General features: G+C 57.7%; 21 protein-coding genes. 3 read left to right on the top strand and 18 right to left on the bottom strand.

The features are described from left to right. Nucleotides 1-108: 108 nt before the first annotated feature. Nucleotides 109-444, bottom strand: coding sequence for a Grx4 family monothiol glutaredoxin (gene grxD, locus N7578_RS17605; protein WP_311111548.1), 336 nt, complete (start codon nucleotides 442-444; stop codon nucleotides 109-111). Between the two features lie 138 nt (nucleotides 445-582). Then, a complete protein-coding gene (locus N7578_RS17600) occupies nucleotides 583-843 on the bottom strand; it encodes a hypothetical protein (RefSeq protein ID WP_311111547.1) in 261 nt (86 codons plus the stop codon). 136 nt (nucleotides 844-979) lie between these two features. On the opposite strand from N7578_RS17600, the gene N7578_RS17595 reads away from it, so the two are divergent. Then, nucleotides 980-2,128 carry a hypothetical protein gene (locus tag N7578_RS17595; protein WP_311112548.1) on the top strand — a complete coding sequence of 383 codons (1,149 nt, stop codon included), beginning with the start codon at nucleotides 980-982 and terminating at the stop codon, nucleotides 2,126-2,128. A gap of 83 nt (nucleotides 2,129-2,211) precedes the next feature. On the opposite strand, the gene N7578_RS17590 is transcribed toward N7578_RS17595, so the two are convergent. The 4 genes from N7578_RS17590 to N7578_RS17575 form a co-directional block, all read right to left on the bottom strand. Then, a complete protein-coding gene (locus tag N7578_RS17590) occupies nucleotides 2,212-2,445 on the bottom strand; it encodes a BolA family protein (protein ID WP_003516012.1) in 234 nt (77 codons plus the stop codon). Nucleotides 2,446-2,460: 15 nt separating this feature from the next. Continuing rightward, nucleotides 2,461-4,695, bottom strand: coding sequence for a phosphoribosylformylglycinamidine synthase subunit PurL (gene purL / locus N7578_RS17585; protein ID WP_311111546.1), 2,235 nt, complete (start codon nucleotides 4,693-4,695; stop codon nucleotides 2,461-2,463). A 112-nt stretch (nucleotides 4,696-4,807) separates the two neighbouring features. Continuing rightward, nucleotides 4,808-5,398, bottom strand: coding sequence for an acyloxyacyl hydrolase (locus N7578_RS17580; protein WP_311111545.1), 591 nt, complete (start codon nucleotides 5,396-5,398; stop codon nucleotides 4,808-4,810). A 118-nt stretch (nucleotides 5,399-5,516) separates the two neighbouring features. Next, nucleotides 5,517-6,935 (bottom strand): PLP-dependent aminotransferase family protein, encoded by a 1,419-nt coding sequence (locus tag N7578_RS17575; protein WP_311111544.1) that lies wholly within the window; start codon nucleotides 6,933-6,935, stop codon nucleotides 5,517-5,519. 92 nt (nucleotides 6,936-7,027) lie between these two features. Here N7578_RS17575 and N7578_RS17570 point away from each other — a divergent pair, with 92 nt between their 5' ends. Continuing rightward, entirely contained in the window at nucleotides 7,028-7,333 is a 306-nt protein-coding gene (locus N7578_RS17570) for a DUF1127 domain-containing protein (RefSeq protein ID WP_311111543.1), read from the top strand. Nucleotides 7,334-7,506: 173 nt separating this feature from the next. On the opposite strand, the gene N7578_RS17565 is transcribed toward N7578_RS17570, so the two are convergent. From N7578_RS17565 to purC, 4 genes are all read right to left on the bottom strand, one after another. After that, nucleotides 7,507-7,911: a hypothetical protein gene (locus N7578_RS17565; protein WP_311111542.1), complete on the bottom strand. Its 405-nt coding sequence runs from the start codon at nucleotides 7,909-7,911 to the stop codon at nucleotides 7,507-7,509. Nucleotides 7,912-8,114: 203 nt separating this feature from the next. Further along, the gene (gene purQ, locus N7578_RS17560) at nucleotides 8,115-8,786 is read right to left on the bottom strand and encodes a phosphoribosylformylglycinamidine synthase subunit PurQ (protein WP_311111541.1); all 672 of its coding nucleotides are present in this window, start codon (nucleotides 8,784-8,786) and stop codon (nucleotides 8,115-8,117) included. 19 nt (nucleotides 8,787-8,805) lie between these two features. Continuing rightward, a complete protein-coding gene (gene purS / locus N7578_RS17555; protein ID WP_311111540.1) occupies nucleotides 8,806-9,048 on the bottom strand; it encodes a phosphoribosylformylglycinamidine synthase subunit PurS in 243 nt (80 codons plus the stop codon). Nucleotides 9,049-9,081: 33 nt separating this feature from the next. Further along, complete coding sequence (purC, locus tag N7578_RS17550; RefSeq protein ID WP_296021880.1) at nucleotides 9,082-9,846, bottom strand: phosphoribosylaminoimidazolesuccinocarboxamide synthase; 765 nt, start codon at nucleotides 9,844-9,846, stop codon at nucleotides 9,082-9,084. 322 nt (nucleotides 9,847-10,168) lie between these two features. Here purC and N7578_RS17545 point away from each other — a divergent pair, with 322 nt between their 5' ends. Next, the gene (locus N7578_RS17545) at nucleotides 10,169-10,432 is read left to right on the top strand and encodes an ATPase inhibitor subunit zeta (RefSeq protein ID WP_311111539.1); all 264 of its coding nucleotides are present in this window, start codon (nucleotides 10,169-10,171) and stop codon (nucleotides 10,430-10,432) included. A gap of 136 nt (nucleotides 10,433-10,568) precedes the next feature. On the opposite strand, the gene N7578_RS17540 is transcribed toward N7578_RS17545, so the two are convergent. The 8 genes from N7578_RS17540 to N7578_RS17505 all read right to left on the bottom strand — a co-directional run bounded on the left by N7578_RS17540 (nucleotide 10,569) and on the right by N7578_RS17505 (nucleotide 20,707). Further along, the gene (locus N7578_RS17540; RefSeq protein WP_311111538.1) at nucleotides 10,569-13,097 is read right to left on the bottom strand and encodes an EAL domain-containing protein; all 2,529 of its coding nucleotides are present in this window, start codon (nucleotides 13,095-13,097) and stop codon (nucleotides 10,569-10,571) included. Nucleotides 13,098-13,356: 259 nt separating this feature from the next. Then, nucleotides 13,357-13,920, bottom strand: a complete 564-nt coding sequence (locus tag N7578_RS17535) for an alpha/beta hydrolase (RefSeq protein WP_311111537.1) — start codon at nucleotides 13,918-13,920, stop codon at nucleotides 13,357-13,359. Nucleotides 13,921-13,991: 71 nt separating this feature from the next. Beyond that, nucleotides 13,992-15,299: an adenylosuccinate lyase gene (purB, locus tag N7578_RS17530; protein ID WP_311111536.1), complete on the bottom strand. Its 1,308-nt coding sequence runs from the start codon at nucleotides 15,297-15,299 to the stop codon at nucleotides 13,992-13,994. Between the two features lie 60 nt (nucleotides 15,300-15,359). Further along, nucleotides 15,360-15,857, bottom strand: a complete 498-nt coding sequence (locus N7578_RS17525; RefSeq protein WP_311111535.1) for a hypothetical protein — start codon at nucleotides 15,855-15,857, stop codon at nucleotides 15,360-15,362. A gap of 82 nt (nucleotides 15,858-15,939) precedes the next feature. Further along, nucleotides 15,940-16,617, bottom strand: a complete 678-nt coding sequence (rpe, locus tag N7578_RS17520; RefSeq protein WP_311111534.1) for a ribulose-phosphate 3-epimerase — start codon at nucleotides 16,615-16,617, stop codon at nucleotides 15,940-15,942. A gap of 181 nt (nucleotides 16,618-16,798) precedes the next feature. After that, entirely contained in the window at nucleotides 16,799-17,881 is a 1,083-nt protein-coding gene (locus N7578_RS17515; protein WP_422646711.1) for a branched-chain amino acid ABC transporter substrate-binding protein, read from the bottom strand. A gap of 882 nt (nucleotides 17,882-18,763) precedes the next feature. After that, nucleotides 18,764-19,189 carry an NUDIX domain-containing protein gene (locus N7578_RS17510; RefSeq protein ID WP_311111533.1) on the bottom strand — a complete coding sequence of 142 codons (426 nt, stop codon included), beginning with the start codon at nucleotides 19,187-19,189 and terminating at the stop codon, nucleotides 18,764-18,766. Nucleotides 19,190-19,213: 24 nt separating this feature from the next. Continuing rightward, on the bottom strand, nucleotides 19,214-20,707 hold the full coding sequence (locus tag N7578_RS17505) for a DEAD/DEAH box helicase (RefSeq protein ID WP_311111532.1): 1,494 nt from the start codon (nucleotides 20,705-20,707) through the stop codon (nucleotides 19,214-19,216). Between the last annotated feature and the right edge of the window lie 185 nt (nucleotides 20,708-20,892).

The raw sequence follows: 20,892 nt of genomic DNA, 5'->3' as shown, positions 1-20,892 counted from the left end.
GAAAGATTTGTCACAGAATTTGCCTCAAAATAACGGCAAAGGCGTTGCTTGACGCAACGCCTGGCATAGTTTTCTGACAATCAGGGTGGGCCGGTTTCCCGGCCGAAATCAGGCCGCGCCGCGGACGCTGATACCCTGTTCTTGGAAATGGTTCTGAAGTTCGCCGGACTGGAACATTTCTCTTACGATGTCACAGCCACCGACAAACTCACCCTTGATGTAGAGTTGCGGGATAGTCGGCCAGTTGGAATAATCCTTGATGCCCTGGCGGATGTCGGCATCTGCAAGAACGTTGATGCCCTTGTACTCGACGCCCAGATAATCGAGAATCTGCACAACCTGCCCGGAGAAACCACACTGGGGAAACTGGGGGGTGCCCTTCATGAAAAGCACGATATCGTTGCTCTTCACTTCGCTGTCGATCATGTCGTGAATGCCGCTCATAGGCCAATCCTTTCACACGCGGTTCAAGGCCGCTGCTTCGTCTTTGTCCCTAAATAACATGTCGCGGCGCGATTTCCACCCGTAGCGCATAAAAAACTGCAACCGTCATCGCAAAGGCGCGGTAATTTTCAGCAGGGGTCAGGCGCGCTTCTGTCTGCTGCGCGCCGCGGCGGTGCGCCGTTTGCTGACCTGCTTTTTGGCTGGCTTGCGTTTTGCCGAAGTCGTTGGGCCGCCAAGGGCTGCTTCCAGAATGGAACCGACGATACCGCCCGCGGCAGAGGTACTGCTTTTCGTCCTGCGTTTGGTGCGGCGGGTCGTCTTCACACCCGTCTTTTTCAGGATTTCGGCTAGCGCGCCTTTCACGATGCCGCCAACAAGGTCATCGACGATCTTGGACAAAATGCTCCCCCGTCTTTTTATTCGTCTCCACGAGTACAAAATATTTCATATTTCTGTCGCGATCTTCACTATACGTGCCTGACCCACTGTATCAAGCGATCCTTTAGGGTATTTCGAACCCGAAAGGTCTTTGTTTATGACGTCTGTGCAGTCACGGCTAGTTTTCTATTTTCCGGGTTTCGATCCACTCGATGCCGCCGCACATCACCTGCGTTATCAGCGCGCAGCAGCGCTTGCCGGAAAAACCTGGGGCATGGACTATGCGGTCGGTGCGCTGGAAAGCAGCCCGGCCGGGGAGCATTTCGTCGTCAATGCAAAGACCGGCGAGCAAAGCACGCGTTCATCCATCTTCATCTACGATCATAACGACGTCATTTCACATTTGCGGAGCACGTCCGTCTGGCGGCAGATCGCTTCCGGCTTCAAGGCCGGCGCCGGCATCTTTGCCGAAGGCGGTGCCGCACGATACTTCCGCCATGCCTGGCGTTTCGGCCTGTTCTTCGTCTTCCCGTTCCTGCTGATGCTGGCAGGCGGCGCGGCGGCTGCGACTATTACTCTCCTGCCATGGTTGCTCGGCTTGTCCGCATGGTTCTGTCTTTTGAGCGCACCCGTTGCCGGGCTTTTCTTCATCAAGGCATTCCTGCCCTTCGCCGAGCGTTTTCACACGCTGCATCTTTATGCCGACTGGCGCTTCGCGCTTGCTGTCGGCCGTGACGATCCGCTGGCGCGGGACTGGATCGAGGAGAAGGCGCAAGCCGTGCTCCTGGCGCTTGAGCAACCGTCCGAAGAGATTCTTGTCGTGTCGCACAGCATGGGGGCAAGCCTGGCGCTTGCGGTCATGGGGCGCGTGCTGGAACTGCAACCGGATGCATTCAAAAATCGCCGGTTAACTTTCACGACGCTTGGTGGTGCGGCGCTGCAATGCGCCTTCCTGTCGAGTGCAAAGCGTCTGCGGCAGAGCATCGGCGCGGTTGCGCATCACCCCGAAGTGATATGGTTCGACATTCAGTGTCTGACCGACCCGATCCATCTCTATCGCTGTAATACGGCGCATCTGACCGGCCACGAAGATGCGCAGCAGCCGACGATCGTGCCGATCCGCTTCAAGCATTCGCTTTCGCCAGAACGCTACAAAAAGAACAAGCGCAACTTCCTGCGCATGCATCGGCAATATGTTCTCGGTCCGGATCGCAAGTCGGGCTTCGATTTTACGCTGATGACTGCGGGGCCATTGCCGGTAGCGTCTTTCGCGACTCTGGAATCGCACCAGCCGCCCGTGTTTTGAGCCGGTCTGCGGGACCCGTCGAATAAAATAAAAGGCCCGCGTGAGAGTATCACGCGGGCCTTTTGTTTGAGTGTGTCAACAGATCACTCGGGGGCTGAGGTCTGCAGGGCAAGCGCATGCAGAACACCGCCCATGTTGCCCTTCAGCGCATCATAGACCATCTGGTGCTGCTGCACGCGGGTCTTGCCCTTGAAAGCATCCGCGACGACTTCGGCCGCATAGTGATCGCCATCACCGGCCAGATCGCGGATCGTGACCTTTGCCCCGGGGATTCCCGCCTTAATCATGTCTTCAATGTCGCCGGGTTTCATGGGCATGGTGGTTCTCCTTGATTATTCTGCGGCGATTAGAGTTTCGCCGTCCATGAATTGAGGGAACCACGATTCATAGGCCGAGTGCAATTCTTTAATCTCGACGGCGCGCGCCGTGCCCAGCTTTACGCTGGAACCGCCGGTCACACCAATCTGCGGGCAGGAAACGCCAGCAGCCTTGGCCGCAGCCTGGACCTTTTCGAGATCGCTCTTCTTCACCGTCAGCACGTAGCGGCCCTGATCTTCGCCGTAGAAGGTGAGGATCGGGTTGTGACCTTCGACCTCATCGACGGTTGCGCCGATGCCGGAGGAAATCGCCATTTCGGCAACGGCAAGCGCCAGACCGCCGGACGAGCAATCGTGAACAGCCGTTGTCAGACCGTCGACGATGAGCGAGCGTACGAAATCGCCGTTCTTCTTTTCGGCTTCCAGATCGACATGCGGGGCAGGGCCGTCGATGCGGCCGTGGACGTCGCGCATGTAGACCGACTGAGCGATGTGGCTGCCGAGGCCGACGGGGGCGCCCGCCAGCAGGATGACCTCATCGGCCGCCGCAAAACGGATGCGTGCCATCTTGGCCCAGTCCTTCAGCAAGCCGACGCCGCCGATGGTCGGGGTCGGCAGGATCGCCTGACCATTGGTTTCGTTGTAGAGTGAGACGTTGCCCGAAACGATCGGGAACTCCAGAACGCGGCAGGCTTCGCCGATGCCTTTGATGGCATGAACGAGCTGGCTCATGATTTCCGGCTTTTCCGGGTTGCCGAAGTTCAGGTTATCGGTGGCTGCCAGTGGCAGAGCGCCGGTTGCCGTGATGTTGCGCCAGCATTCGGCCACGGCCTGCTTGCCGCCTTCGAACGGATCAGCCTCAACGTAGCGGGGGGTCACGTCGGAGGAGAAGGCAAGCGCCTTCTTGTCATGACCTTCAACGCGCACCACGCCAGCATCACCGCCCGGCAGCTGCAAGGAATTGCCCTGGATCAGCGTGTCGTATTGTTCGTATACCCAACGGCGCGAGGAGTTGTTCGCCGAGCCGATCAGCGAAACGAGCGCATCTGCCACATCGGCGGCAGGCACGTCGTTTTCGGAGAGCGGTGCCGAAACCTTGGCAGGCGTCCAGGGACGGTCATATTCCGGAGCCTGATCGCCGAGATCCTTGATCGGCAGATTGGCGACTTCCTCGCCATTGTGCAGAACGCGGAAACGCAGGTCGTCGGTGGTCTTGCCAACAATGGCGAAGTCCAGACCCCACTTGACGAAAATCGCCTTGGCGACTTCTTCCTTGGAAGGTTCCAGAACCATGAGCATGCGCTCCTGGCTTTCCGACAGCATCATTTCGTAAGCCGTCATGCGCTCTTCGCGAACTGGAACGGCGTTCAGATCAAGCTCGATGCCAAGGTCGCCCTTGGCGCCCATTTCAACGGCCGAGCAAGTGAGGCCAGCCGCACCCATGTCCTGGATGGCGATGACCGCGCCGGTCTTCATCAGTTCAAGGCAGGCTTCCAGCAGGCACTTTTCGGTGAAGGGGTCGCCAACCTGAACGGTAGGGCGCTTCTCTTCGATGGACTCGTCGAATTCAGCCGAAGCCATCGTCGCGCCGCCGACGCCATCGCGGCCGGTCTTCGCGCCGAGATAGACGACCGGAAGACCGACGCCTTTGGCTTCCGACAGGAAGATCGCATCGGACTTGGCAAGGCCAGCGGCAAAAGCGTTGACCAGAATGTTGCCGTTATAACGCGGATCGAACTCCACTTCGCCGCCAACCGTCGGAACGCCGAAGGAGTTGCCGTAGCCGCCAACGCCTGCAACGACGCCTGCAACAAGGTGGCGGGTCTTCGGATGGTCCGGCGCGCCGAAGCGCAGGGCGTTCATGGCAGCGATCGGGCGCGCACCCATGGTGAAGACGTCACGCAGGATGCCGCCGACGCCGGTTGCCGCACCCTGATAGGGCTCGATGTAGGATGGGTGGTTGTGGCTTTCCATCTTGAAGACGACGCAGTCGCCATCATCAATATCCACGACACCGGCATTTTCGCCCGGTCCCTGGATGACGCGCGGACCCTTGGTCGGCAGCGTCTTCAGCCATTTCTTCGAAGACTTGTAGGAGCAGTGCTCGTTCCACATGGCGGAAAAGATGCCAAGCTCGGTAAAGGTGGGCTCTCGTCCGATCAGGTCGAGGATACGCTGGTATTCGTCGGGCTTCAGCCCGTGGGATGCAACGAGTTCCGGGGTGATCTTGATAGAGTTTGGAATCGACATAGGTCTCACGCGGTTCGAGCCGAGGGAAGTTTCCGGTTCTTTACCCTAAGAGATCACTTCGTGCGACAGGAAAATACCCGCTTGCGCCTGTAAAATCGCGACTTCCATCACTTCAGAACTTGTAGCCGACCATAAGGCCCACCCGCGTCAATCCGTCGTTGGGCCCATCGCAGAGATTGGCGTGGGATGCGTGTTCGATCTGGGCGGAAATGTTCCAGTTGCTGTCGAAGCGGTAGCCGATGGCGGCGTATTCATGGAAAAGTGCCCGGCAGCCGAACTCCGGACCGGTTTCTCCAGGTCCGTTCTTCAGCTTGCCGTCATGCCACAGGCCGCCGAAGCCGAGGTCGATGAAGATTTTAGGGTTGAGGTCGAAAGTCCAGTTCACGCCGCCGAAAATGGTGTTGGCAGCACCATCCGTACCAATTTCCGTGCCGATATGCAGGCGGGGGCGGGCGAGCTTCTGTCCAAGCGTTACGGCGGACGCGCTTGCGAAAGGATCGAAATAGGCGGTGAAGGCAGGGAAAACGACGTCTTCGCCGCCATTATCGGGATTGGATACGGAGGCCGTGGCGCCGAAACGCAATTCGTCGAACACCGTTCCTTCGGCCGCATGCGCGCCCGTCAGACTGGCTGACACCAGAAGGGTGGACATCACCGCCAGAGCGCCCCCACGTCTGATAAAAAAGGAACCGGATGCACCCATCGAATCAACTCCCCGCTCTCGTTTTGCGGAGGATGCCAGATTCGCGGATTTAGGTAATGACCGGGTTTTTGAATTCCGCCAGCTGTTGCCGGAAAGACTCTCTTTTTCTTGGCCGTGTTCAGGCGACGCTTTCGTATCCTGCGGAGCCATTGTCGAGCAGACGGCGGAGAATGCCAAAGGCGTACGTCAGTTCCTGCTGTGTCGAGGGGCCGGAGAAGCTGATGCGGACGCGGTGACAGACCTTTTCCGTTCTGCCTGCCTTGAACTCGTCCTCGTCATCGATCAGCACGCCTTCGCGCGCGGCGGCACTGCGGAATGTGCCGGAAAGCCATGGTTCCGGCAGTTTCAGCCAGAGGAAAGCGATATCGGGCAAGGAATTGAACTCCATCCCGACGAGCGCTTGTCTGGCGATCGCCTCTCGCTGGTTGATCTCGGAGATACACTCCTGGCGGATATCGTGCGCATCGCCGCTGTTGACAAGCCGGGCATTCAGTTCTGCCAGCATGAAGGGCAATCCGCCGGTCATCATCGAATGTGAAACGCGAATTCTCGATGAAAACTGCGCGGGGCAGGCGACCCATCCGCCGCGGACGCCCGCGGCGACCGATTTCGACAGCCCGCCGACAACGAATGTCATGTCCGGCGCGAACTCGGCGATGAGGGGAATTTTCTCGCGGGTCATGGCGCCATACAGATTGTCCTCGATGATCCAGACGCCGTATCTGTGGGCGATTTCGGCAATCATCCGCCGCCGCTCTTCGGGCAGTGTCGCGCATGTGGGGTTCTGACCGGCCGACATCAGGAAGATCATCTTAGGATGCTGCTGTGCGCAGACCCGCTCGAAATCCTCGGGAATGACGCCTTTTTCATCGGCTTCGACAAGTGTGACGCGTCGCCCCGCGAGGGCTGCGCTGCGGCTGATGTGTGAGTAGGTAAGCGGTTCGAAAACGATCCGGTCACCGGGAGCGGTCATGGCCGTTATGATGCTCATTACGCCGGCATGGGCGCCGAGCGTCGACACGATGTTTTCCGGCTTAGGCGACCAGCCGTTCTGTGAAAGCCAGCGTGCACCCGCCAGACACCAGCTATCGGGCAATGCCCGGATATAATTGGTGATTTCGGCTGGACATTCCTGCGCGATCGTACCGATGTGCTTCCCGATCAGCACGCTCTGGCCGATATCCGGGGCTGCCGTCGTGTTCATCCGGAACTCGCCGCGTACATCAATAGCGTGACGTGTTCCGCCGAACCCGAACGTTGCCGGGGCGGTCTGAGCCTGAGGAGTGGGCGCCTTACGCTCGTTGACATAGGTGCCACGGCCAACCTCGCCGCTGACGAGGCCGCGCTCGTGGATGAGCGCATAGGCGCGGCTGATGGTGCCGATCGTGACGCCGAGATCGAAGGCAAGGTTGCGCTGTGGCGGAAGTTTCGTTCCCGCGCCGAGTGTTCCATCCGAGATGGCGCTCTCGATGCTGTCCGCCAGCCGAAGATAGATCGGGCCTTCGCCCTGGGTGATATCAGGAAGCCAATTTGTCATGGTGACAATTTATGCATTGTATCTGTCATCGAGTCAATTGTATTTATTGCTTGCGTTCAATGCAGACATTAAATGGAGACAATAGGTGCAATATGCGCAAGATGGATCAATACCTTTCGACAACGGATACAATCTATCCTGACGGTTACGAACGGGAACGCGTGTTCCGCGATGCTGGTGACATGGTTGCACCGGCGCCGTTTCCGGCCAGGGTCGCCCGCACGCTTATTGGTCGCGTCATCGCACGCGCATCTCAATGGGTCACGAAACGTTCGGGCAGGCTTGCCCTTCGGGAACTGTCCGACGAGCAGCTGCTCGATATCGGCGTCACGCGTGAAGAGGCGCTGAGAGAGGCTGGCAAGGCCGATCTCTTCAACTGGCCGTCGCGTCCACTGTAATTTTTGGGCGTCGGATCATCTGTCAGCCGCATCAGGCTGTGCGATCCGGCGCTGTATCATTTTCTGCCGGAGAGCGGCGCCTTCTTTCCCCGGCGCGTTTTACGCCATCGGCAGGCCCGTCATGCCAATCCCAACCGGCATGGCGGGTCTTTTTATGTGTGAAGATCTACAGATCAGCAGCCTTTGCCGCCGTTTGCCCAGCGCTTGACGTCTGTGGCGACGCGCGCTGACATCTGCTCATTCATGATCGGGCCGAAGGCATCCAGCTTGGCCGGATTTCCTTCCGCCTGAACGACGAGCATCGGGCGGGATTCAGGACTGTTGCGCGGCACGAGCAGAATGCGTGGACGGCCGGAGAAGGAATTCAGTTCGGGTGCAAGGCGGTACGCCTTGAAGGCGGGATCACCGGATTTGAACCAGCAGGCATTGGCGCCGAGCGCAATGCGCTCCATCGTCGGCAAGGCTGCATGAGAAACGGAGCTGACCTGCTGCGGCTTGGGCTGGCAGGCGGCGAGGGCGGCTGCGGCAAGCGTCAGACCTGCGGCACGGCTGAAAGTAAGGCGAAGCAGGCGGCTCATCACATTTATCCGGAAAGCAGAAAAAAGGGGCAGTTCAGGGTTCGGCGTGTTCGTTGAACGTGCAGGCACCCCGGCATTTTCGACGTGAGCATCGCATTATCGGGAAACTTGTCCGATTTTCAGGCGATGAGTTGGAGCGGCGACCAACAACACGAAATTGTTTTCGCCGCTCCGAAGCTTGCTGGCCCTCGGGCCGCGTACGATCAGGCTGCGATGACGCCGAGTGCTGAGGCAAACAGGCCACGTCCGTCGTTGCCGCCATGGGCGGCCTCGATCAGATTTTCCGGATGCGGCATCATGCCGAGAACGTTGCCCTTGGCGTTGATGACGCCGGCAATGTCGTTCAGCGAGCCGTTCGGATTGGTGCCTTCGGTATAACGGAACACAACCTGGCCGTTGTTTTCCATTGCCTTAAGTTCTTCCGCTTCGACGAAATAGTTGCCGTCGTGATGCGCAACCGGGCAGCGGAGAATCTGACCCTTCGCATAAGCGTTGGTAAACTCGGTGTCGTTGTTGACGACTTCAAGTTTAACCTCGCGGCAGACGAACTTGAGCGACGCATTGCGCATCAGCGCGCCCGGCAGCATGCCCGCTTCGACGAGAATCTGGAAGCCGTTGCAGACGCCGAGAACCTTGACGCCCTTTTCTGCCTTTTCACGAATGGCCTGCATGACCGGCATGCGGGCGGCGATCGCGCCGCAACGCAGATAGTCGCCATAGGAGAAGCCACCGGGAATGACGATCAGGTCGACATCGGGGATTTCCGTTTCCGTCTGCCAGATGGTGACGGGCGCCTTGCCGGAAATCTTGGTCAGGGCGGCGATCATGTCGCGGTCGCGGTTGAGGCCGGGAAGTTGAACGACGGCGGATTTCATGGACGGCGGCTCCTCAAGCTTAGAGAATGGCGATGGCGTAGTTTTCGATAACCGTGTTGGCCAGCAGTTTTTCGCACATTGCCTTCAGGTCGGCTTCGGCCTTGGCCTTGTCGGCGCCGCCGAGCTCGAGGTCGAAAACCTTGCCCTGACGAACCTGGCCTATGCCTTCAAAGCCGAGGCTGCCAAGCGCGCCTTCAATTGCCTTGCCCTGCGGATCGAGAACGCCATTCTTCAGCGTAACAGTCACCCGTGCCTTGATCACCTGATCTTCTCCTGATTTCACTTTAAACGGCAGTTACTTCACCAGAACCGGGCCAGTGCCGCGGATCGGTTCGTTTTCGTTGATGATGCCGAGACGGCGCGCGACCTCGGAATAGGCTTCCAGCAATCCGCCCATGTCGCGGCGGAAGCGGTCCTTGTCCATCTTTTCCTGTGTTTCGATATCCCACAGACGGCAGCTGTCGGGGGAAATCTCGTCGGCCAGGATGATCCGCATCATATCGCCTTCGAAGAGGCGGCCGCATTCGATCTTGAAATCGACGAGCTGGATGCCGACCCCGAGGAACAGGCCGGACAGGAAGTCGTTGACGCGGATCGCGAGTGCCATGATGTCATCCAGCTCAGCAGGGTTTGCCCAGCCGAAAGCCGTGATGTGCTCTTCTGAAACCATCGGGTCTTCGAGCGCATCCGACTTGTAGTAGAACTCGATGATGGAGCGCGGCAATACCACGCCTTCGTCGATGCCAAGGCGCTTGGACAGCGAACCGGCGGCGACGTTGCGCACCACGACCTCGAGCGGGATCATCTCGACTTCCTTGATCAGCTGCTCGCGCATGTTGAGGCGGCGGATGAAGTGTGTCGGAATGCCGATCTTGTTCAGATGCGTGAAGACGTATTCGGAAATACGGTTGTTCAACACACCCTTGCCGTCGATGACTTCGTGCTTCTTCTTGTTGAAGGCGGTCGCATCGTCCTTGAAGAACTGGATGAGCGTTCCCGGCTCAGGACCTTCGTAAAGGATCTTGGCCTTGCCTTCGTAGATACGGCGGCGACGGTTCATATTGGCAGGTCTCTTGTTTGACGCCGATTCTGTCGGCGTGGCGTTTCTGTCTTTGAAGCGGTCCCATAACGGAAAAGAGAGAATTCTACAATGCAGACCAGCATATCTTCCCTCCGATTCTTGAGGCGTTTTGAAGGCGACCTCACAGCAAAAAGCTCCGTTACGATTTTTCAACAGTTTTATTCTATGAATACTTCGTCGCCGCCAAATAGTAGCGAAGAAATAATAAAAGTATAAACAGGGGAAAATTATGTTTTCACTTAATCAGCGCGCCAAGGCGCTCGAAAATATTTATATTTATGATCAGTAAGAAGCTTTTAGGATGCGCTCCATGCGCAACAAGCTTCTCGGGCACTGGGCCGCTTCGTTGATAGCTGCACAAAACGCCACCGATTATGCTGACGAGATTGCTGCCGCTGCGGCGACCACCAACGATTCCACCGCTGCCTTCCGGAAAATTCATGATGATTTCGAGAAGGCAGGCATTGCGGTTGTGGACGATGAAATTCACGACCGCGTGCGTGATCTGTTGCAGATGACTGCCGACGAACTTCGCGCCGGGCTTGAGGGTTTCGCCGTTCGGTGACACTCCGCATTCTGCTTTGTCGAATATAACACACATCGCGTCCGGATGGCTATTCGGGCGCGGTCTTTGTTTTCATGTCGTTGTGTTTCTGTCGGCTTTCCTGCGGAAACGGCTGTGCGTTCTTGCGATAAATGTTCTAGAACGCACGTTTTCGCGTCTGGCTCGGGCTTTCCAGATTCAGGTGCCGCCACGGCTCCGACTGAACGAAGGCAGCGATGGCGTTCTGCGGCAGCGGTCTGCACAGGGCATAGCCTTGCAGATAGTCACATCCCAGCTTCTGTAGCACCCGCACATGTGCCGCGGTTTCCACACCTTCAGCGACGACCTTGATGCCAAGCGAGCGGCCGATGTCGATGATCGACGTCAGCAGCTTGCGTTGTTCGGCCGATTGCGGCGCGCTGCGTACGAGTTGCCGGTCGACTTTCAGAACACTCGGGCTGACTTTGAGAAGACTGACGATGGACGCATGACCGGTGCCGAAATCGTCGATCTCGATGTCTATGCCCATGGCCCGCAATTGTCTCAGGTTCGTAAGGGCGACTTCGTCGCTGTCGTCGAGAAAAATCGATTCCAGCAGTTCGAACGACAATGCACCGTGCGGCATGTCGATGTTTGCCAGCGATTTCATCAATGACGGATCATGCAGGCGGCGTGACGAAACGTTGACGGAGATGTTCGGGATATCCAGACCGGCGAGCTGCCAGGCCTTGAAATCCTTGATCGCCTTTTCAAGCATGATGGCGTCGATCGCGGTGACGGCATCGAGATCTTCCGCAATCGCCAGGAAACGATCCGGCGTCAGAATGCCTTCTTCCGGATGGAGCCAACGCGCCAGAGTTTCCACACCGGCAATGTCCAGCGTCTGGGCGTCGAAGCGGAACTGGTAATACGGAACGAATTCCCTGCGCTCCAGTGCGCGCAGGATTTCATCGGATATGCGTTTGGTATTGATGAGACTGTCGTGCTTGTCGGCGGAAAAGAATTCGTAGCGGTTTCGCCCGCGCTTCTTGGCGTTGTAGAGGGCTATATCGGCATTGAGCAAAATCTGCTTCGGATCTGCCACCAGACCAAAGCTGGCAGCGATGCCGATGCTGGCGCCGAGGCGGCAGATATGCCCTTCGTACTGCACGGGCTTGCGGATTTCCTTGATCAGGCGGTCGGCCATCAGCGCGAGCTTGCGCTGGTTGCCGGAAAAGCGGGAGAGGATGACGAATTCGTCGCCGCCGACATGGGCAACGACGTCGGAATTGCGGGCATTCTTTCTCAGAAGTGCGGCGATGTGCTTCAGCATCATATCGCCGGTCTTGTGGCCCAGCGTGTCGTTGATCTGCTTGAAGCGGTCGAGGTCGACATGCAGGACGCCGATGCCCTTGCCCTCGGCAAAGCTGTCCCTGGCAAAGTCTTCCAGAATATCATCCAGGTAACGCCGGTTTGGCAGGTCGGTCAGGTAGTCGTGCATCGCGTTGTACTCGATCCTGGTCTTGGCAGTCTCGAGTTCGCGGTTGCGGGCTTCGGCAAGCGTTTTGGCCCGTTCCAGTTCGTTGCGGAGTGTTACATCCGATGTCACGTCCCAGTTGACGCCGATCATCTTTTTCTGCCCGTCCATATCGACAAACGGCACGGAGCGGGCGCGAATGTAGCGATACGAGCCATCCGGCATGATGGCACGGTATTCTTCCGAAAAGGGAAGCATACGGGCGACATGATATTCGACGTTCTTTTCTACGCGTTCCAGATCATCGGGGTGCACGCGGGTTTCCCACAATCCGCCGACGGTGATCGTGGCCGCCTTGTCGATCTCAAGCATTTCGTACATGCGGTCATCCCACGTTGTGATGCCGGTGTCGAAATTTGCTTCGAACACGCCGACTTGGGATGCCTCCAAAGCGAGCTTCAGCGAACGCGAAATGCGCTCGACTTCATGTTCCGTTTCTTTGCGCCTTGAAATATCGGCATCCGTGCCGACGATACGAACCGGCTTGCCATTCGCGTCACGTTCGACGCAGGCTCCCCGACACTCGATCCAGACCCAGTGGCCATCGTTGTGGCGTTCCCGGTATTCGAAAACGGCGTATGCGGGATCGCCAGCATTCTGGCGTTCGATGCAGTGCAGGGTATGGGCCCTGTCATCTGGATGGATTTTCTGGACCCACCTCTCGAAATCGGTTTCGATCTCGTTTTCGGTCCTGATGCCGCGGATCTGGCGCCATATTTCGGAGCCGTACATTTCACCGGTCGAGAAATTCTGATCCCAGACGCCGAGGCCTGCACTGACGAGCGCGCTGTCCCACCGCTTTTCTCGCAGGGCGATATGGTTTTCCCGACGTCTCTGGCTGGTGATATCGGTCAGCTGTGCAACAATCCGTTGCTCGCCATCTGTCCGTATGAGACTGATGGAAAGAACGGCAAAGGCATCTTCTGCATCTCGTGCCGTGGCCAGCCGCACCTCCGAGGTGAAGGAGGGGCGGTGATCCAGACTGGCGAGGGCGTCGGCGATTTCCTGCCGGTGATCTTTGTGAACGATGCTGAAGATGCTGGACGTGTCCAGCACGGTTGCGAAAAGCGGAGCGTCAGGTATCCGCAGTACCTGTCCATCCTTCGCGATCTCCACGGGTGGGACCGGCAGGCTTTCTAAAATGGCGCTAAGAACACGATCTACGCTCAATCGATCCGGCCTGTTTTTGAGATGTATCTGTTATTACATGCTTTTCTTCATGCACCGTCTATGAAGGTTAACTGTAACGTTGCTGGTTTAATCTATCGTTAAATTCACGGCGCCGTTACCGATGTCGATGAACGACAATCTACAGGAAATATCGTGTTTGCAAGACGCCTAATATAAGAGGCGGATGATTGTGCACAGAACTATTGTCCTCCCGTACTTCGCCGGGAAGGTGCAGAAATCGATTTGGCTCTTTTGTCTGTCAGGCGTCCGGTAGCTTTAGCTTGCTGAGGAACTGCGCAAACACCATGCCCCCTTCTGGCCAGGGGCCATGGCCGGACTCGGCATTGATATGCCCGGACATGCCCGCATCAATCAGCATCGAACCCCAGGCAGAGGCGATATCGTCGGCGTGCTCGTAAGAACCGAATGGATCGTTCCTGCTGGCGATGGTGATTGTCGGAAAGGGCAGTGGATCGCGCGGATAGGGTCCGAACGTCATCAGGTGTTTTGGCCTGATGGCTTCATTGGCGACATCAGGCGGCGCGACAAGAAGTGCGCCTGTTACCTTTTTCCCGATTTCGGGAAGGGCGTGGATGACCGTGGGAACGCCAAGCGAATGGGCAACGATGACGACGGGCTTCGTCGCCGCATTGACCTCTTCGACAAGCCTTGCCACCCAGTCTTCCTTGACCGGCTTTGACCATTCGGCCTGCTCGACACGGCGCGCGGTGGAAAGCTTGCGCTCCCAACGGCTCTGCCAGTGGTCGGGGCCGGAATTGGTGTAACCGGGTACGATAAGAATATCTGCTTCTGAAACCTTCATGCGCCCATATCTGTGGTGAGATAACGGCGCGATCAAGGTCGCGCCGTTACTATCTTTGCCGATATTGTTACTTACGCGTTGCCGAACACGCGCTTGAAGATCGTGTCGACATGCTTGGTGTGATAACCGAGATCGAACTTTTCGCGGATGACCTCTTCGGACAGGGCGGCGCGAACCTCGTCGTCACCCAGAAGTTCCTCGAGGAAATCGGCCCCGTGTTCCCAGACCTTCATCGCGTTACGCTGAACGAGACGATAGGCGTCCTCACGGGACACGCCAGCCTGCGTCAGAGCCAGCAGAACGCGCTGCGAATGAACGAGGCCGCGGAACTTGTTCATGTTCTTCAGCATGTTGTCCGGGTAGATCACCAGTTTCTCAATGACGCCGGCCAGACGGTTCAGCGCAAAGTCGAGCGTGATGGTGGTGTCCGGGCCGATGCCGCGCTCGACCGAAGAATGGCTGATATCGCGCTCGTGCCAGAGGGCAACGTTTTCAAGAGCAGGCACGACCGACATGCGCACGAGGCGGGCAAGACCCGTAAGGTTTTCGGTCAGGACCGGGTTGCGCTTGTGCGGCATGGCCGAGGAACCCTTCTGGCCCGGCGAGAAGAACTCTTCGGCTTCCAGAACTTCCGTGCGCTGCATGTGACGGATTTCGATCGCGACGTTTTCAATCGAAGAGGCAATGACGCCAAGAATGGCGAAGAACATGGCATGGCGATCACGCGGAATGACCTGCGTCGAAACCGGTTCCGGGGCAAGGCCAAGTGCCTTGCAGACGTGTTCTTCAACGGAAGGATCGATGTTGGCGAAGGTGCCGACGGCGCCGGAGATCGCGCCGGTGGCGATTTCGGCGCGGGCGTTGACGAGGCGGGCGCGGTTGCGATCCATTTCCGCGTAGAAGCGGGCAAAGGTCAGGCCCATCGTGGTCGGCTCGGCGTGAATGCCGTGGCTGCGGCCGATGCGCACCGTGTTCTTGTGCTCGAAGGCGCGGGTCTTCAATGCGGCCAGCAGCCGGTCCATGTCGGCAAGCAGCAGATCAGCGGCGCGGACGAGCTGAATGTTCAGCGTCGTATCCAGAACGTCGGACGAGGTCATGCCCTGATGCACGAAACGGCTGTCCGGGCCGACGAATTCGGCAAGGTGCGTGAGGAAGGCGATGACGTCGTGCTTGGTGATAGCTTCGATCTCATCGATACGGGCCACGTCGAATTCGGCAGAGCCACCCTTTTCCCAGATCGTCTGTGCCGCGGACTTCGGAATGACGCCGATTTCGGCCAGCGCGTCACAGGCATGTGCCTCAATCTCGAACCAGATGCGGAACTTTGTTTCCGGCGACCAGATAGCGACCATTTCCGGCCGGGAGTAACGAGGGATCATGGCAAGGGCTTTCTTTGTGGAGGAATTTTGCTGCCCGTTTAGCAAAGTGTTCCGGCAATCTCAATGCGTGCGGCGGCAAAGTATGGCACTTGCCACGAGGATCGGAACGAGCGCGTAGGGAAAATACAGTCTAAAGCCGATCACCGAGAACTGGTATATTGCACCGAGCGAGGTGAATAGCTGCTGGAAGAACCAGATGCGTGAGAAAACGGGTGCATGCCACTGTGCATAAAAGGCGCGATACTGGAGTGCAAACAGCAGCGCGGTCATGGCGATTGTGAAAAAGGCAATCAGCGAGCAGGCGGCCGCAAAACGGAAGGCGAGGGAGCGCGCCGGGGAGATGGCGCTGAATGCGACTGACGCCAGTAACCAGCCGAGCAGGCCGCCTAGGAAGAACAGCAGGACTATGCTCGTGAAATTGTCTGTTTCCAGCCTGTTCTGGGCGTAGAGGCCGAGCGATGCCGTGAGCGATGAGCATGCGGCCCAACCCGCCGAGCCCAGCGACAGGGCGAGAATTCCGGGAAACCTGTCGTAAAAATGCTGCCCGTCTCTACGCATCAAAGCACTCTTGAAAGCGCTTGCAGAAGTTCTGCCAGCAATCGCCGATTCTCGCCCTAAAGGCCGGGCGATGCAAGGATTTTCAGCGTCTTCCGCTTTCGGCGGAAGCGCGAAGTGCCGCCACCGTCTTGCGGTAATCGTCAACGCCTTCGCCCTTGAATACCGCAGAGCCTGCAACGAGTGCATTGGCGCCGGCCGCGACGATGGCTGGTGCCGTTTCGACCGTCACGCCGCCGTCGACTTCCAGCTCGATCGGGCGCGCACCGATCATTGTCTTGGCCGCACGGATCTTGTCGACCATCGCGGGGATGAACTTCTGTCCGCCGAAGCCGGGATTGACGCTCATGATAAGAATAAGGTCGATGTCCTCCAGAACGTTCTCGATGACGGAGAGCGGAGTGGCGGGATTGAGCGTGACGCCGACCTTCTTGCCGAGCGAGCGGATGGTCTGGAGGGAACGATGCAGGTGTGGGCCTGCTTCCGCATGCACGGTGATGCCATCGCAACCCGCTTTCGCGAACGCTTCCAGATAGGCATCCACTGGCGCAATCATCAGATGGCAATCGAAGAATGCCTTGGAGTGCGGGCGCAGCGCCTTGATGACGTCCGGGCCAAAGGAAATGTTGGGCACGAAATGGCCGTCCATGACGTCAAGGTGGATCCAGTCCGCGCCAGCCTCGGTCACATCCGCGACTTCCTGTCCGAGTTTGGCAAAGTTGGCGGCCAGAACGGACGGTGCGATCCGGATGGGCAGGGACATGGGCATACTCCTCTCAGCGCTTTTGGTGAGGTGCCTTTACCATCAAGTCATGCCCTTTGAAACGGCCTTGCAGCGAGTTGCCGCTGGTTTTTTGGAACGATCCGGAGGATGCCGCTCATCGCCGTTTCCACAACGTCCCGACGGGAAGTTTTCCAAGCCGCAACACCTTTGCCCAGCAGCGTTACTGCTTTTCCGCCTTGTCCGCCGGTTCGAAATGCTGGCCGTTCCAGCGTTGCAGCGCGTAAGGGTTTACGGTGAAGTCATGTTGCGGATTGAAGGCGATGTCGCCGATCACGGTTTTAAACACGGTACCGCTTGCGAGAATTTCCGGCCCGGGTTTCCCCTGTGCCTGTGTCATTTCAACCAGCGCTCCGGTCAGTTCCGTTGCTGCATAGGCTGGCAGGACATAACCCTCAGGTTCTATACCAGCGGCCCGCAGTTCGCCGGTGACGGCCTGCGCGGAAGGCAGCGTGTCAAAGACCGGGCGCGTCACGGCAAGAACGTTTGCGGCGAGTGCAACGGGGCTGTTGGCTGCATTCATTGCGTCGCCACCCATGATCGTCAGGGGCAGGTTTTCCGAAGTTGCGTCCCTGGCGACGACAGCCACGTCATTGCGCTCCGCGCCGATGAAAACATGGGTTACGCCCGTGCGCGCCAGCCTGCGTACCAGTGCAACCTGCTGCTCCTGCGTGGGGCGCATGGTATCCGCAAGTGTCGGCTTCAGGCCGTTTTCCTCAAGCGTTGAACGAACGTGGTCGACGAGTTCGCGGCTGTAGATCGTGCCGTCGTCGACAAGGCCGACGGGATGGCCTTTCCAGTCGCGCAGGATGATCGCGGCCACCATGTCGGCTTCCGCCGTGTCTGACGGTGCGAAGCGAAACAGTGGCCAGCCGTATTTCAGCGCGTCCTCCATCAGGATCGGGGCGCGGCTGGACAGCGTTATCGCGGGGATGGCCGCCGTCTTGAGGGGCGGCAAGACCCCTTGAAGTGTCTCCGTGCATAAAAAGCCGATCGCTGCGGTGACCTTGGCGGCAACCAGACCGTCGGCGATCGCGCCTCCGCTGCCGTCCTCGCAGCTTTCGTGAATTTCGATGACGTCCAGACCCAGTTTGGCCGCTGCCGCCTTTGCACCCTGTCTTATCTGCTGTCCCAGAAGCTCGAATGGACCGCTTTGAGGAGCGACAATGCCGATCGTCGCCGCGCTTGCTGCGCCCGTGAAGGCAAAACTGGCGATGATTGATAGCAGGCAAAGGGAACGCGTCACGTTATCGAAATCCTATTTTCACGGTCTGATTGTTTATCGACAGGATCGCGTTTTCCAAAGGAAAAATAACGGCTGTCCGGAGCGAAGCTGATTCTGTTGACGGAAATCTTCTGGCATCCAGATGCTGCAAGGTCTGTTTAAAGCTGGACGGGCTGCCGTGTGCGCTCCATGGTTGTTGAAAAATGCCCACAAGGCCGCTGGATGTCGCTCGCTCACCTCGATCCCGGACGCATATGAAACGGACGGCAAGGTAAAATCGAAATTAAGTATATGTGCCTGATGGAATGCGTTTTTGGAGGTTATAAAACTGTAATAAGGTCAGGTTACGATCTGAAAATTCTACTTGGGAAGATCAGGCATCTGCTTCCTATAGTGCAGGCGCAAAACTTGCACATTTTATTTTCATTTCTATAGTGTTTTGATTTTAAATATAAAATGCTGATTTCTCTTGCTGCGGGCGCGTCGTTCTTCTTGGTTTTTTCGCGTTTGCGAGAAGATGTGCTTGACGAAAAGTAAATGTTTCGCTTAGATATAACTGTTTCAGGGGACGACTGAAATTGGCTTTTATGAGCCTCGGAAGTGTTCCGATTATAAGCACTGCCAGACTATATTGGATTCGATATTTCATGATTTTTTATCACGTATAAACCGCTTCGGGAAACTGAAGCGGTTTTTTATATGGATCCGATTTTAGCAATTTTTGATTGCGTTCTCGTTCCTGACGCAATCCTGTCCTTCCTGCATTCTTTCTGTTGAAAAAAGCTCCGGCCGATAGAGAAACGGGCCATATTCCGTCAGTGCGTATTCTGCGGCGAGCTCTTGAAGAGCCTGTCGGTGATTTTACGCAGCGATCCGGCGCGTGCGTCATACCGGTGTCAGGTCTCAGACGCGTTCTTTCAGCGCGAGGAAGGCGTCGTTTGCAAATGCGGAGAGTGGCTGGGGCAACTGGTCGAGAGCGAACCAGCCGATTTCCGACAGTTTGTCGGGCTCTGTCAGGATCGGTTCGCCCTCAAAGTCACGCGCAATGAAGATCAGGGAAACCCAGTGCTGGTTTTCGGAGGCTATGGCAAGTTCGCTGTGGCACAGGAAATCAACCTGGCCGATGCGAAGTCCCGTTTCTTCTTCGGCTTCGCGTTTTGCCGCAACACCAGCCGGTTCCATATGGTCGACTTTTCCGCCTGGGATGTTCCAGTGTCCGGCTTCCGGCGCTTTAAGGCGCCGGCAAAGCAACAGTTTCCCGTCGCGCAATATTACAAGACCCGCGCCGACGCCCGGAAAATCCAGGCCGGGCTTGCTTGAAAGCGTCATCGTGCGACCTTCCGGTGTGTCTGGTCAGCTCTTGGCGTTTGCCACGATCAGCATGAATGCGGGAATGTCGTCGCCGAAACCAACCGGCGTCGGGCCATCGTCCTGGTCACGATAATGACGGCGACGGTCGCGGTTGTCGTCATTGGCGTGGCCGGGGCTACGGCGGTCGGAATGACGGGGCGCCTTGTCCGCTTTGCGTTCTGCCTTCACTTTGTCTTCTCCGTAAACCGCGACATCCGTATCAGTAGTGGATTGTGCGCCCTTGTTGATGGTTTCTTCCTGCTGCGCGCCGTCGCGACGGGTTCTGTCACGTCCTCTGCCGCCACGCTCCTTGTTGCCGCGGCGTGCGCCGTTGTCATGGCTTTCCATGGGGGCAGGGAGGGCGGAAAGGTCGCCGTTCAGCCATTCGATCTTCTCGCCGATCAGCTTCTCGATGGCGTCGAGATACTTCGTGTCGCTCTTGGTGACGAGCGTGAAGGCCTTGCCAGAGCGCCCGGCGCGGCCGGTGCGGCCGATTCGGTGAACGTAATCTTCCGAATGGATCGGAATATCGAAGTTGAAGACGTGGCTGACGTCCGGAATATCCAGACCGCGCGCTGCAACATCGGAGGCAACGAGCAGTTTCAGGTTTCCGTCCTTAAAGTTCTGTAGCATCGTCGTGCGCGAACGCTGGTCCATGTCGCCATGCAGCGCTCCGACCGAAAAGCCGTGACGGTCAAGCGAACGGAACAGGTCGGCCACGTCCTTCTTGCGATTGCAGAAGATGATGGCGTTCTTCAGTTCCGCCTCTTCGGCGCGGATGAGGTCGCGCAGGGCGGCGCGCTTCTCATAATCCTTGTTGTGCGCTGCGACGATGCGCTGAGCGACGGTTTTGGCCGTCGATGAAGGCTTTGCGACCTCAACGCGGGCAGGGTTTTGCAGGAAACGATCCGCGAGCTTCTGGATTTCCGGCGGCATGGTGGCCGAGAAGAACAGTGTCTGGCGGGTGAACGGAATCATCTTGGCGATGCGCTCGATGTCCGGGATGAAGCCCATGTCCAGCATGCGGTCGGCTTCGTCGATGACGAGAATCTCGACGCCGGTCATCAGCAACTTGCCGCGTTCGCAATGGTCCAGAAGGCGGCCGGGGGTGCAGATCAGCACGTCTGCGCCGCGCTCGAGCTTGCGGTCCTGCTCTTCGAAGGAAACGCCGCCGATCAGAAGGGCGACATTCAACTTGTGATTCTTGCCGTATTTTTCGAAGTTCTCGGCAACCTGCGCCGCGAGTTCGCGCGTCGGCTCGAGAATCAGAGTGCGCGGCATTCTTGCGCGCGCCCGACCCTTTTCGAGAAGGGTCAGCATCGGCAGAACGAAGGATGCAGTTTTCCCGGTTCCTGTCTGTGCGATGCCGCAAATGTCGCGTCTTTCCAGTGCGGGCGGAATAGCGCCCGCCTGAATGGGCGTCGGCGTCGTGTAGCCGGCATCAGCAATAGCGGAAAGAACTTTTTGGCTCAGGCCAAGATCAGAGAATGTTGTCAAAGGAAGAACTTTTTCCGTTCTGGTTCGGTACGAACGCCCGCATGCGGCGAAAGCGCCTGCAAGACTTTGGCGCGGGGATATGCCTAAAACGCCGGAAAGTCAAGGAAACAACGGGTGATTGTGCTTTAAAGACGTTACGCGGGCACGTCTCATAAAGCTTTGATGCCGTTTTGAACGGATTGACT

The organism is Agrobacterium tumefaciens, from assembly GCF_031801495.1.
GTDB lineage: Bacteria > Pseudomonadota > Alphaproteobacteria > Rhizobiales > Rhizobiaceae > Agrobacterium > Agrobacterium tumefaciens_K.
Note: the sequence above shows the minus strand (reverse complement) of the source record. Positions and strands in the feature narration are given on the sequence as shown.